This window comes from Robertmurraya kyonggiensis, assembly GCF_005116465.1.
GTDB classification, from domain to species: Bacteria; Bacillota; Bacilli; order Bacillales; family Cytobacillaceae; genus Robertmurraya; species Robertmurraya kyonggiensis.
Genome location: NZ_SWBM01000003.1, coordinates 430,753 through 444,980 on the forward strand (window position 1 = coordinate 430,753; position 14,228 = coordinate 444,980).

Consider the following 14,228-nt stretch of genomic DNA (forward strand, 5'->3'; position numbering starts at 1 on the left):
CTCACCTTCTCAGCATTTTTGAATATTAGAGAAAACGTTTACGTAATTAAAATATCACATAGTGAAAACCCTTTCAATCTATTTTTTTAGAGGGAATTTTTCCTAAATTCGTTCATCATGAGGACAACTATTGAAAGAAAGATGCAAATAGTGTCCGCATGAAGAGCTCATGAAGACACTATTCGAAGTAAGCATATAAATAGTGTCCGCATGAAGAGCTCATGAAGACACTATTCGAAGTAAGCATGCAAATAGTGTCCGCATGAAGAGTGCATGAAGACACTATTCGAAGTAAGCATATAAATAGTGTCCGCATGAAGAGTGCATGGAGACACTATTCGAAGTAAGCATGCAAATAGTGTCCGCATGAAGAGTTCATGAAGACACTATTCGAAGTAAGCATGCAAATAGTGTCCGCATGAAGAGCTCATGAAGACACTATTCGAAGTAAGCATGCAAATAGTGTCCGCATGAAGAGCTCATGAAGACACTATTCGAAGTAAGCATGCAAATAGTGTCCGCATGAAGAGCTCACATGAAGACACTATTCGAAGTAAGCATGCAAATAGTGTCCGCATGAATACTTCGAGACAATTGATAACTCTAGCTTTTTATAAAATTGATATTCTAAAAGAAACATCAACATTTTTTCCGCGCCATCACTATTCGCCACCCTCGGGTTAGATTGTATCCGGATGCCACATGTCATTAATGCGCTTAATCTCTTTCAGGTCGCATTTTGGCTTGCGGTCATAGGTTAGGATTCCGTTAATTTCTTGTTCAACGTCAGTTAATTGAGTGTAACAGTAGCCAAATAAAATCTTCGAACTATAGATAGCCTCCATAATTCGTTTGTAATCAGCTAGATAATCTTCCACATTCGCAACTGAAGTATATCCCCATCCATTCGCATCATCGACTTTAAAGCCGATTCCTCCAAATTCCGTAAGTAAAATCGGCTCCCCTTCATGTTCAAATCCATTGGCATAAATGCCACGTCTCGCTGGCTGAGAATGAAGAATTCCATCTTTTGTTGCGAGATCTTCTTTAAATTTCTCATATTTTGCAATTTCATCTTTATTCCCGTGATTATAATTATGAACTGCGCAAATATCTGATTTTGTTAACTCCCAGCCATCATTTGAGATGACGAGACGAGTTGGGTCAAGGGAATGAATCAGATGATACATCGCCAATGAGTGGTGCTGTTGCTGACGGTTCGAACGAATATGCGGTACGCCCCAACTTTCATTAATCGGGACCCATGCCACAATCGATGGATGGCTATAATCGCGCTCAACAATTTCAATCCACTCCTTCGTCAGACGTGCCACAGCGTCCTCACTATAAGAAGGTGAAGCCGCACATTCACCCCATACCAAGAATCCTAGCTGATCTGCCCAATAAAGGAAACGCGGGTCTTCTACTTTTTGATGCTTCCGACAACCGTTAAAGCCCATTTCCTTCGCGAGCTCAATATCCTTCTTCAAGTCTTCATCGGTTGGCGCCGTTAACAAACCCTCTGGCCAATAGCCTTGGTCGAGAACAAGCTTTTGATAATAAGGTCGATTATTAAGATAGACCATTCCGTGTTCAGAATGAACCTTTCTCATCCCAAAATATGATTGAAGCTCATCTACTACTGACTCCCCTTGAAGAAGCGAAACTTTTACATCGAAAATGTTCGGATTCTCCGGAGTCCATGCCCATCCATCATTATGGAAGCTTGTTCGAAAGATTTTCCGATTAAAAAGATTAATTGAATGACGGTGGTATGGCTCTTGCAGTTCAAGTAGTTCTTTTGCGATCTTTTCTCCTTTAAAAAGGATCTCCATCTCTACCCTAGCCTGGTCATAATCTCCATCGACTTCACATTCTACGATGACTTCCCCTTCATCCACATTCGGAGTGAATTTAAGCTTCTTAATATGAGTCTGGCTCACGGGCTCGAGCCAGACCGTTTGCCAGATTCCAGTCGTTCGTGTGTACCAAATCGCATCGGATTTTTCCACCCAAAATTGTTTCCCACGAGGAATCGTTTCATCGGTGGAAGGATCCTCGACTCGAACAACAAGCATTTCTTTTCCACCCTGTAAGTAGTCGGTAATATCAAATTGAAAACCGACATGCCCACCTTCATGGAATCCAACCAACTGCTCATTCACATACACCCAGGCACGATAATCCACCGCTCCAAAGTGTAGTACAACACGTTGACCTTGCCAGTTCGTAGGAACTTCAAATTGACGACGATACCAGACAACATCATGGAAAGTAGAATCTTCAATACCACTTAATTTCGTTTGATAAGCAAACGGTACGTTAATTTGTTGATTAAAGGCCACACTCTGCTCTTTAAACCATTTTTCTTCCGTTCCCTTTTTTTCATCATCAAAAGTAAAATCCCAAACCCCATTCAAATTTAACCATTTCTGACGCACAAATTGTGGTCTCGGGTACTCTGTACGAAATGTCATTATGAATCCTCCCCTAAAGATATGTGTAAACGTTTACTTGTTAGATACTGATAATCGGTACTTTTCGATTTTTGTAAACACTTGATGACTTAAATGGAAATTTAGATACCCATAAAGGCTGACCAAAATAAAGAGAGTAATTGGTAGAATATACACAACTAAGAATAGTATCACTCCGCTAATCACAATCAACAAAGTTGTTGGAAAGTAGGCAAACGAGATAATAAACATGTTTTTGATGCTATCTTTTAGTTTCGAATCGTATTGAACAATCAGTGGGAATAAAAGCGTACTCATACATAAAAAGGTTGCTGTGATTAAGACTAAAAGGATTTTAACCGGGATGAACCCTGCCGAAGTCATTTGGAATACAATTTGAAAATCATAGAATAGAAGACTAGCGATTACCACCCAAATGATTTCGAATAGTAAGCTCTTTTTAAAATGAAGCTTAAAGTTGTTCCAAAAAGGCCTAAAAACACTTGTCTCTCCATCCATCTTCCATTCTCGAATAACGCCATACATGGCTGCTGTGGCGGGAAAAATGGTGACAATTGGGATACATGCAATCACCCACAATAGATTCAGAAGAAAAAAGTTAGCTGCTTTTTCCCAAAGTAAATAAAACTTGTTATTCAGGATATTATTCATTTTCACCAGTCCTTAGATGTAGGTGCGAAAAATAAAAATTATCGCTCAAAACAATTATATTAAAATTAGGAAAAATCCGATATAGAAAGATGGAAAAATGACCTATACATTTGGATGTCAGGTCATTTCGTATAAGTAGAACATGTAGACAGCTTTTTATTTGAGAATATTTATTCCCCCGACGGCAATTCCACTTCCGCATCATCAGCAAGAGGAACTCCGAAGTTAGGCGTACCGTCTTCATTCCAATCAAACTTTTGGATACGAGTAGAACGGAAAATCGTGTCCTCTCCAGGTGCTGAAAGGGCATGATAAACAATCCAATCTTCCTGATCATCTTGTGACTTTGTAAAACTATTGTGTCCTGTCGCAAACACCTTGTTCTCAACACTCTTACGAAATACAGGTTGTTGGCACTTCGTCCAGGATGAAGGATTCATTGGATCGGATGCTTCCTTCATCGTTAGCATCCCCAGAGCATAATCTTCGGACCACGTGGTACTTGCAGAGTAAACTAGAAAAACAAATCCATTACGTCTTAAGATAACTGGCCCCTCATTTATCGCCATGCCACCTTGCTTCTCCCAATCCAATGTTGGAGCCGTCAGCATAACCTGTTCTCCAGCTAGTGTCCAAGGATTTAGCATTTTCATAATATAAATCGCTGACCCATAGTCAGGGAAGTGACCATACCCTGCGTATAAGAAATAATATTGGTCTTGCCATTCGAAAACCGTACCATCCAACCCCGGGCTCGGAGTTGGTAGCGCACCCTTCCAAACCCACTCACCTGTCATCGGGTCATCCGCAACATTTTCTAACACACATACTCTTCTAGATTCATCTCCGCCTCCATCATTCGCGGTATAGTAGATGTACCACTTATCATCTAGACGATGAATTTCCGGAGCCCATAAGTTGTAGCTATACTGACCAGATGGTTCGGGAATCCAGATTGTTTTCTTATGGCCGGAATCGATACCTGACAGACTTGTCGATTGAATCAGCTCTATATGGTCACGTTTTGTCGCCATAAAATAATATAGGTGATTGTGTTTTAGTACCCACGGATCAGCTGCATTTCTGACAATCGGATTCGCAAATGTTTTCGCCTTTAGCATGTGCAATCACCTCTTATCCCTTCATTCCCGTTAAGGTAATTCCTTCAATGTAAAAAGAAATGGAAATGGTTAACGTAAAGTTTACTAGAATCGGCATCAATAAAATCCCTTTTGAAGAATACCTCAAAGCTATTGATTTTGAATTTCATAGTTTACTAGCTTTGATATAGGTTTATTTTTTGCTAATGCTAAAACTCCTGCCGATAAAAACAGCAAAGAGCCTAATAGATCCATTAATAGATAGGAGGCAATCCCCACTAGGATAAACCAGATAGGTTTTTTAACTTCTGTTTGATCATCCTTCAGTGATTTCGCCATAACAATGTTTACGATCCCCAATATAACAAATAGCATCCCAAAGCTAACCGAGAACATATACATACTTCCAAAAATGGATTGCGCAGCCTCCAATTTTGCAAAGGTATTATAATTAGAATTCAAACCTTCATTTTTTATATAAGAGGCAAAAACAAAAATGGTAAGGAGACCTGAGACGATCTGCCATACAGAACCAACCATAACTAGTCTTCTCTCTAGCTTTCTATTCACCCTGAAACCTCCTTAACAGGCAGATTATGTTTTTATTATCCTTTCACACCAGATGATAAAGAGAGTGATTCCATGAAGTATTTTTGTGTGAATAAGTAAAGGATAAAGGTTGGAACGATCGCTACCAGTGCCCCAGTTAAAGCATGCGCCACATCGAGCGCGTACATTCCTTGAAGTAATTGTAATCCTGGTGTAATTGGCATTTTTTCAACATCATTAAACACAATCGATGGCCATAAGAAGTCATTCCAAGAGGCTGTAAATGTGAACAATGCTACAACTGTCAGTACAGGTTTTATTAGTGGCAAAATCAGTTTAAGGAATATCTGAAAATCAGAAGCACCATCCACTCTCGCTGATTCATCAAAATCCATTGGAATCCCTTTCATAAACTGTCTTACTAGAAAGATATTAAACACTCCCGCTGCCCCCGGAACAATCGCAGCTAAATAATTATTTACCCACCCCAACTTATCAACAATATTATAGAGCGGGATAAGATTTACGACTGCCGGAAACATCATCGTTGCCATCAAAAAGACAAAGATAGCATCTCGTCCCTTAAATTTCATTCTGGAATATGCATAAGCGGCTAAAGAAACGATTACTAGTACTAATATCGTTTGTGATACCGATATAATGAGCGAGTTCATAAACCATTTCGCTACTGGAGCACTTGTGTTATCAAAAAGGACATCCTGGTAATTACCAATAACCCAATTGATCGGTAAAATCGTAAAAGCATTGGTTTGAATATCCGCCTCACTTTTAAAGGAGGTGATACTTGTATACAGGACCGGGACAATCCATATAAAAGCCATTAATAACAAAAAGATGAAAGCAACAATTTTTGAAATCCCTGTTTTCTTCATGGTAAGCACCTCCTAATCCCGTTGTCTTAAAAAGATAAATTGGATCGCAGAAACAACCATAATACACAGACCCAGAATAACAGCCATAGCCGCTCCAATACCAGCTATTGAAATTCCAGTACCAAATGCGTTCTCTTGAATGTACATTAATAAAACGGTAGTCGAGCTTGTCGGCCCACCTTTTGTTAACATGAGCGGCTGCCCATATACATTAAATTGCGAAATAGTTGTAATGACGACAGTATATAATATTTGCGCTCTAATACTAGGTAGAGTAATTCTAAAAAATCTTTGAAAACTATTTGCTCCATCTATTGAAGCTGCCTCATATAAATCTTTTGAAATTCCGTTTAGTGCAGCCTGATAAATAATCATATTTGCACCGATTGTCCACCAGACAGTAACAGTAACTAATGCAATCCAAGAGTATGGTTGTGTCGCTAACCAGTTCGTATCAACACTTAGATAATGATTGATAGGGCCAAAAGAAACACTAAAAAGCATTGAAAAAATAATCATGACGGCAGAAACTGAAAATAACGTCGGCATATAAAATAGTGCCTGAAAAAATTTCAATCCCTTCGGTTTCGCGTTAAGACCTGCAGCTAACAGCAAAGGAACAATAATACAAGCCGGAACCGTAAACAACACAAATTTGAAGGTATTACCCAATCCAGTACGTAATTGATCATAAAATGTAGAATCTTGATTAAACAATATTTCCTGATAATTAGCGAAACCTACAAATTCAGGAGCCCCTATTAGATCCCAGTTGGTAAATGAAATATATATACCATATAAAGTGGGAAAAAGAAAAAAGATCGTAAATAATATTAGATGTGGTCCAATGTATAGATATGGGGAAAGTTTAAAACTTTTTTTACTAGGATTCTTTTCTATACCAGCAGACATATTAAATTCTTTGTTCACTCCAGTATTGATCATAAATTTTAGCTCCTATTCTTAAGTAATCGAATAGAGAGAGAAATCCTTATGAACTTATAAGGATTTCTCTATAATTCTGCTAACACCAATTAACAAACTAATATCTAGCAATCTTATTTCTTATTATTGGTTTTAATTTTATCCTCAACTGCTTTTTGAGCGGCCTTAAGCCCTTTGTCGATATCTAATTTTCCAAATATAGCATCACCGACTAATTTATCAACCTCTTCCACCACAAAGCCATTGTACTTATAATCAAAGATTTTAAGAGTTTGCTGCATTTCAGGATTTTCAATTAAGAAAGCCTGTGGCAGTTCTTTATATTCAGGATTTTCTAAAGTTTCTAATGCTGCTGGATTCTGACCAGCTTTAGCCCATGGAAGTGAATTTTCTCTAACAAAATCAAGGAAAGCCATGATCCCCTTAGTATTCTCTTCTGAGCGATTTTCGTCGTTAAACATAACGAATTGATGAGAGGACGTCCAGTTTACAATTTTATCAGGTGAAACCTGAGGGAAGCTTGTTAGACCCCAGTTTAAATTTTTTGCTTCTTTTACGCTATTTTGCATCCAAATACCTTCTGGATAAAAAATAGCTTTACCTGATTTGAATAATTGACCTGGGTCTTCTCCATCCTTGTTCGTAATCTTATCATCTACTAATCCTTTTAATAATTGAAGCGCTTCCTTGGCTTCTGGAGTTTCAAGTGTTGGAGTTTCACCATCACTAGTAATATCTCCACCAAGTTGATTGTAGATTGATAGGAAGATTGGTCGAGTCCAAGTTATACCAATACCCGCAATCTTGTCCTTTTTGGATTTTTCTCCAGCTTCTCTTATTTCATCAAAAGTTATAACATTATCATCGAGTGCATTTGGTGCATATTTTTCTAATAAATCTTTATTGTAGTACATAACAAAGCTATGTACATCTAACGGCAGGCTATATCTACTACCATCAATTTCTCCAATATTCCATCCTGCCGGTACATAGTTTTCAGCCTTAAGTTCTGGATAATCAGCCAACAGATCATCAAACTTTGTTAGCATTCCATTGTCAACAAACTGTTTAATTCTCTCAGCATGTACAATCGTTAGATTCGGAATTCCTTTTCCTGAGTTCACTACAGTTGGAATCTTTGTATACATATCAGCTTCAACCATTGACACATTTTTGACTTTAAATTCTGGATTTGTCTTGTTATAAGCCTCTACAATTTGTTTCATATTTTCACCATCTGGACCTGTGAACGGATTCCAAAAGACGATTTCGTTTTTAGATGAAGATTGAGAGCCTGAACTAGATGAACTGCAACCTGACAAAACTAGCGTAACTACAAAAAGCATAGAGAATATTAATAAAGATATTTTCCTCATTGGTTTTCCCCCTGATTTGTTTTATCTAACAGATACCCTAAAGCTAAAAACTCGCCTCCTCCTAATTAAATTCATTTTTAGAAATTTCAGGAATAAATAATAAAAAATATTTTACTATATATAAATTCCTTTTGCTGAATTTTATATAACTCAGCAAGAGGAGTTTATACTAACTTCTTTTCCATCTAGAAATTATTTAAGGTTAATTTCCTTAATTTTCTCTAACGCTACCTTTGGTACTCGATTTTCAGTTAACAAACCGTTTACCTCTTGCTGCACATCGGTAATTTGCGTATAACAAAATCCACAAATATATGGCGTATTTTTGATAGCCTGCGTAATAGATTCATATCGATGCAGAAATTCATCTTCACTCTTTACTTGATTACCATAGCCCCAGCCTTTCCCTTCATTAAAAGCAATGCCACCATATTCAGTTAGCATGACCGGCTGTCCTTGATAAGCATAGCCTTTTGCAAATGCATACTTGTGATGGTTATGGGTAATCTCATTGTTCAGAATGCGATCCTTGTCTTTATAGCGCTCATAGAACACTTCACCTAATTCTTCATAATCATGTAACGCAATAATATCCGAGACAGTGTGCTCCCAACCATCATTGACGATTACTGGTCGTTCTGTGTCGATTGTTTTTGATAAATGATAGATTGCCTCGGTGAATTTCTGCTGCTTCTTATCAACAAGAACATTCGGGATACCCCAAGATTCATTAAATGGAACCCAAGTAATAATAGAAGGATGATTATAATGTTGTTGCATAATTTCCAACCATTCCTTCGTAAAGTTCTTGACTGCCTCATCTGAGAACTCGTACGTCGCTGCCATTTCGGACCAAACTAGTAACCCCTTCTTATCACACCAATATAAAAATCGTTCATCTTCAATCTTTTGATGTTTTCGTACCCCATTAAAGCCCATCTCAATTGTTTTCTCGATGTCTTCAATCATCGCCCCATCGGATGGAGGAGTTAGCATTGTATCAGTCCAATATCCTTGGTCTAAAAGAAGCCTTTGATATATCGGAACATTGTTTAAAAGCACCTGTCCGTCCTTGATCGAAATTTTTCTCATCCCAAAATACGAATCTACTTCATCCACAAGTTCGCTTCCTACATATAATCGGAATTGAACATCGTACAAATTCGGATGTTGCGGAGCCCAGTGCATTATCTTCCATTCAAACAAATCGGACGCAATATTAACTTCAAAACTAAAATTTAGACGATCCGGCATAATAGAAAATTGCTTTATTTTTTTACCTGCAAATAGAATCGTAGTTTCTAGTTTCGAATCTTTGGGCATATCTCCATTCAATTTATAATCAAAGACAACAGAATTCGTATCGATATTTGGGCTGATTTTTATCTTTTCAATGCTTTCTTGATTTAAAAATTCCAGCCAAACAGTTTGCCAGATTCCTGTATTTTGCACATACCAGCAACCAAAATTCTCTTCTCTCCAACGCTGCTTTCCTCTTGGCTGATAACAACTTTGGCTATCCTCTACTTTTACAACGATTTCATTTTCTTTTGTGTGATCGATAGCATGGCTAATATCAAAAGAAAATGCTGCATAGCCTCCAGTATGATCGCCAATATAGATTCCATTCACCCATACCTTTGTGATGTAGTCAGAGGCTTGAAATCTAAGTATGGTTTTTTTACCTATTTCATCTTTTGGAATTTCAAACGTTCTTTGATACCAAATATATGGATGAAACTTCTGTTCCCCAATCCCGCTAGCTTTTGTTTCATATGTAAAAGGCACTTGTATCTCTGTTGTAAAAGAAGACTTCTCAAACCACAATCCTTTTTCACCAATATTTTGGTCATCGAATGCGAATTTCCAACTCCCATTTAAGTTGATCCAGGATTGACGCTGAAATTGTGGTCTCGGATATTCAGTTCTTTGATATGTCGTTACAGTCGTCGTCATCTTAAATACTCTCCCTCTGTTGTTTGTTTTTCGTCTTTGGAAAAAATCAATCCAATTCGTACAAAAAATATGTATTAATACCACTTATCAATAATTAAACGCTTTCATTTTTCTTTTGTCAATAAAATTACTGGTATTTTTTATAATTTTTAATATATTTTTGTTTTAATTCATATTTTTTGTTTGTATTCGATAAATTGTTCCTCAGAGAACACAAAAACAAGTGGAGAAAATACATCTCTCCACTTGCCTATTTTTAAGATTCACTCATGAGTATTCAATTGATAATTTAATATCCTGTGGATAGTCACCAAATTCACGGCCGAATAAGTTGATTCCACCTTTATGAATAGCATTATCCTTAACACCAATCTTAAAGGATATAAACATATGATTAAAGATCCCGATATCATCAAGCTTCACTTCTGAAAGATATATATCATTAATCGTTGTATTTTTATCTGTTACTTTCCACGTATTTAAAGTACCATACTGTGTGCTTGTTAATTCACTCCAGTATTTCGGATTCAATTTTCCCGGACGGTCCCCATAGTCCCCAGGACTTGTCCATGTTCCGATTTCCACTTCGTTAATCCATACGGTAATATCCGATGGCCAATTATGGTCATAGTTCGGAGCTTCTGAACAAAGCTCCAAAGAAAACTGAACAGAAGATATGTTTTTTCCTACTGGAATCAGCAATGGAAATTTGTACTCAAAATATCCCTTTCGTGTCCAGATTATTTGAGCTTTCGAACGATCCGGACTATAAAAATGCACCGGATCATCTGCTGGTATCAGCATTCCATCATGATTCGCCATCCCACAAGTAGGAGCCACTTCAAAATTAACATACTGGCCAATCGGCATTTCAAATTCAAAATATCTATGATTCTGAGACTTTTTCATAAAGTTCTCTTCATTATTTAATTGGATATGAATATCATCAAAATTTCGTTTACAAACCTTCATCGCACCTCTACTACCTGGACGAAGTTCTGTATTAATTAATCCTGACTTTTCAAGGATTTTAACATGAGACGCTGTAGTTGAAACTGGGATTCCTAAGCTTTCCGCCAATTGATTGACGTTCATATTATCTTTATTTAGTAGATTAATTATCTGTAATCGCACTTCTGATGATAGCGCGTGAGCGATCCGTTGCAAGGTTTCTGGCTTTTCCAATGATAGTTCAAGCAAGTTCATTCCTCCAAATTAACATGTTCCCCAGCAATCTATTTCAATATTTACATACCTTTCTTCTAATATAAACAAAAAAGCTGTAAATATCCATATTTTAAATACTAAATATTTGTATGAAATGAATGCCTTTTCAACAAAAATGTGACGAATCTATTCCAAATCATAAATTGGCCATAGACTCATCACCTTATATTATTCAAGCTTTTAAATTATATTGATATTTTTGTATGGGTTTCATACGGAAAGCTAGTAATAGACAAAGTATTCCAATTATCCCACCTGCCAGAGCAATGTAATGAAAATTAGCTGTTGTGACTTGCTTTGCAAAGACATTTCCTAAAATACTCGAGGAAAAAATTGTTCCTAGGAACCTTGAGGTCATGAACAACCCCGATGCGGCACCTGTCTCAGCAGGCTCGACAACAGCATATAATGCCGTTTGCAGTCCAATATTATTCAATCCATTGCTACATCCCAATATGGATAGGATGAGGAATATCACAATGGGAGAAGTCACGTTTCCAATCGTGAAGAGTAAGGCAGAACCGGCGATCGCAAAGATAGCTCCAACCAGAACCACGGGTTTAGAAGAATCCGCTCGGTCAATCCACATACCCGCTAATGGCGAAATAATAATGCCAAACCCAGATATCGACAACATTACTAAACCCGTTACCCCCGCTTGAAAGTGATGAACATTTTGCAAATAGGTCGGGATGCCAAATAGCAAGGAATAGAACAACATATTCACCAGCATATATTGAATATAGACGACAGTTACCTCAGTTTTTTCTACAAGAGAACGAACATCAATAATCGCATTCGGCTGCTTTTTTTCATAAGAATAAAAGGCAAAAATAAGTACGACTGGTACGAGCAACCATACCAAATGGAAATTCTCTTTCAACGAAAGAACAATTAATAGACTCGTAATCGCAAGAATAAAAAGGATGATTCCCCCGACATCAAATTTATAACCCCTATCAGTGTTTTTGCTATCCTTCGGAAAATACTTGAATGTGAGAATGAAAGACGTAATCACAAACGGGAAGTTGATGAAAAAGAGTGCTTCCCAATCCCAAACACTAATTAAGAGACCCCCGATCGATGGTCCCAAAGCTGCTGAAGTAGAGGAGAAAATACTTAAGATGCCGAAATACTTCGCTTGCCTTTCCGTAATGACGTGTCGAAGCGTCGCCATTCCTGCCGGATACAACATCGAACTACCAATTGCCTGGATTAATCGAAAGACAATTAAACAACCTAGATTAGGGGATAACGGTGCTAAAAAAGAGGCAAGAGCCACCAAGAATAACCCCATCAAGAAAAATCTCTTTCTACCAAATCGATCACTGAGACTTCCCATAATCGGCTGGCCGATGGCACTTCCGATATAGTAGGTTGCTATTAACCAGGAAACGTCCGTAAAAGAAAGCTGAAGATCGTCCTGCATACGTGATAGAGCCACTGAAATCATCGTCGTATTTAAAGGATTTAGCATCACCCCGAAGGCAACAGCAATCATAAGTTTTATCTTGATCTCCGCCACATCCCTATCTTTAAAATGAAGAAGTGCAACAGCTATGAAATGCCGTTACACTCCTATCTCCTTACTTTACAATCCACTCATTGATATCAAAATCTTTTTGAGCCAATTTTTCTTCTACAAGAAAATCCTTCGTCCCATTCAATAGCTCTAATCCTTCATCCGTAAACGGCTCCTCTTCCTGCCATTCGATCGGATCGGTAATCTTGATGATGTCAGGTGTTGTTTCACCAATTTCAGCGATTAATTCATAATATTCATCTTCATGCTGTTTTAAGTCTTCTAACGATTTTTTTACGGCTTCATTCCAGACTTTCGGGAAGTCTGGGAATTGTTTCAGGTATTCTCCCGATACAACTGTTACTCTAGAACCTAGTAGTTCAGGACTTTGGCTCGCATCATCGATATGTGGAAATCCTTGTTCAATTAACTTAAGCGCGAATTCCCCATTGTTGGTCATCGCATCGACTTCTCCTCGTGCAAGTGCAGCTTCCCCATCTGGACGGAGCATATGCACTAAGTTATAGTTCTTGACTCCTTCACTTTTTAGCAATCCAACAATGTAACGGTGCATAAAAGAACCTTTTTGAATGGCAATCGTCTTTCCTTCTAAATCTTTAATCGTTTTTGGACCATCCTTCTTCCCAATAATATAACCAATTAGATTCTTGTGAGGCTGTGATACTAATCGAGTATCCGCTCCTGTTGATTTTGCTAGAATCGCAGGTGTGTCTCCCAGATTCCCCACATTCAATCGTCCACTAATTAGAGATTCGTTTAAATCAGGTCCATTCGGGAAGGCCGTTAGATTAATTTCCTTAATTCCATGTTTCTTCAGTTTTTCTTGGATAATTCCCTTATGTAGGCCCCAGCCTTCTGCCCCACTTGGAAGATTCAATTTGTTGATGCCGATATATCCAAGGTTCAACACCTCTGGTACTTTGTTTTCACCCGATGTCGTTTTTACCGAAGTGTCATTCCCCTTGGAACACCCTTGAAGAAAAATGATAAGAATAAGGAAAACGATGATTCCAATACCTGAGATTTTTTTTATGAAAGCATGACGCATGTATTTTTTCTCCTCTCGACTATGTGAGATCATGGTTAATCCCAAATGCATTTAGATACCTGTTTGGGAGGTCTTGTCTTTGTTATTTTGATCGGTGCCTGGTGGTTAAAGCGCGGGCTCGGCATGAAGACATAATTCTCCAGAAATCTTGAAATAGTGTCTTTATAGAACGCCCATGCGGACACTATTCATTAGAAATTCATACAGTGTCTTCATGAAGCTCTCCTGCGGACATTCTTCATTAGAAACTCTCAAATAGTGTCTTCATGGAGCTCCCATGCGGACATTTTTCACCAGAAATTCTCAAATAGTGTCTTCATGAAGCTCCCATGCGGTCACTATTCATTAGAAACTCTCAAATAGTGTCTTCATGGAGCTCCCATGCGGACATTTTTCACCAGAAATTCTCAAATAGTGTCTTCATGAAGCTCCCATGCGGTCACTATTCATTAGAAATTCTCAA

At 37.9% G+C, this 14,228-nt stretch carries 11 protein-coding genes; all 11 read right to left on the reverse strand.

Features of this window, described 5'->3' with window-relative positions:
• Nucleotides 1-680: 680 nt before the first annotated feature.
• A complete protein-coding gene (locus FA727_RS15870) occupies nucleotides 681-2,477 on the reverse strand; it encodes a glycoside hydrolase family 2 protein (RefSeq protein WP_136832458.1) in 1,797 nt (598 codons plus the stop codon).
• Nucleotides 2,478-2,510: 33 nt separating this feature from the next.
• Nucleotides 2,511-3,128 carry a YesL family protein gene (locus FA727_RS15875; protein ID WP_136832460.1) on the reverse strand — a complete coding sequence of 206 codons (618 nt, stop codon included), beginning with the start codon at nucleotides 3,126-3,128 and terminating at the stop codon, nucleotides 2,511-2,513.
• A gap of 170 nt (nucleotides 3,129-3,298) precedes the next feature.
• Entirely contained in the window at nucleotides 3,299-4,249 is a 951-nt protein-coding gene (locus FA727_RS15880) for a glycoside hydrolase family 43 protein (RefSeq protein WP_136832462.1), read from the reverse strand.
• Between the two features lie 129 nt (nucleotides 4,250-4,378).
• Nucleotides 4,379-4,798: a hypothetical protein gene (locus FA727_RS15885; protein ID WP_136832464.1), complete on the reverse strand. Its 420-nt coding sequence runs from the start codon at nucleotides 4,796-4,798 to the stop codon at nucleotides 4,379-4,381.
• A gap of 35 nt (nucleotides 4,799-4,833) precedes the next feature.
• Nucleotides 4,834-5,670 carry a carbohydrate ABC transporter permease gene (locus tag FA727_RS15890; protein ID WP_136832466.1) on the reverse strand — a complete coding sequence of 279 codons (837 nt, stop codon included), beginning with the start codon at nucleotides 5,668-5,670 and terminating at the stop codon, nucleotides 4,834-4,836.
• Nucleotides 5,671-5,682: 12 nt separating this feature from the next.
• The gene (locus FA727_RS15895; protein WP_246041921.1) at nucleotides 5,683-6,615 is read right to left on the reverse strand and encodes a carbohydrate ABC transporter permease; all 933 of its coding nucleotides are present in this window, start codon (nucleotides 6,613-6,615) and stop codon (nucleotides 5,683-5,685) included.
• A 113-nt stretch (nucleotides 6,616-6,728) separates the two neighbouring features.
• The gene (locus tag FA727_RS15900) at nucleotides 6,729-7,991 is read right to left on the reverse strand and encodes an ABC transporter substrate-binding protein (RefSeq protein ID WP_136832468.1); all 1,263 of its coding nucleotides are present in this window, start codon (nucleotides 7,989-7,991) and stop codon (nucleotides 6,729-6,731) included.
• A gap of 192 nt (nucleotides 7,992-8,183) precedes the next feature.
• Nucleotides 8,184-9,947: a glycoside hydrolase family 2 protein gene (locus FA727_RS15905; protein ID WP_136832470.1), complete on the reverse strand. Its 1,764-nt coding sequence runs from the start codon at nucleotides 9,945-9,947 to the stop codon at nucleotides 8,184-8,186.
• A gap of 267 nt (nucleotides 9,948-10,214) precedes the next feature.
• Complete coding sequence (locus FA727_RS15910) at nucleotides 10,215-11,153, reverse strand: ArsR/SmtB family transcription factor (protein WP_306461676.1); 939 nt, start codon at nucleotides 11,151-11,153, stop codon at nucleotides 10,215-10,217.
• Between the two features lie 193 nt (nucleotides 11,154-11,346).
• Nucleotides 11,347-12,699 carry an MFS transporter gene (locus FA727_RS15915; protein WP_136832474.1) on the reverse strand — a complete coding sequence of 451 codons (1,353 nt, stop codon included), beginning with the start codon at nucleotides 12,697-12,699 and terminating at the stop codon, nucleotides 11,347-11,349.
• A 61-nt stretch (nucleotides 12,700-12,760) separates the two neighbouring features.
• Nucleotides 12,761-13,765: an ABC transporter substrate-binding protein gene (locus tag FA727_RS15920; protein WP_136832476.1), complete on the reverse strand. Its 1,005-nt coding sequence runs from the start codon at nucleotides 13,763-13,765 to the stop codon at nucleotides 12,761-12,763.
• Between the last annotated feature and the right edge of the window lie 463 nt (nucleotides 13,766-14,228).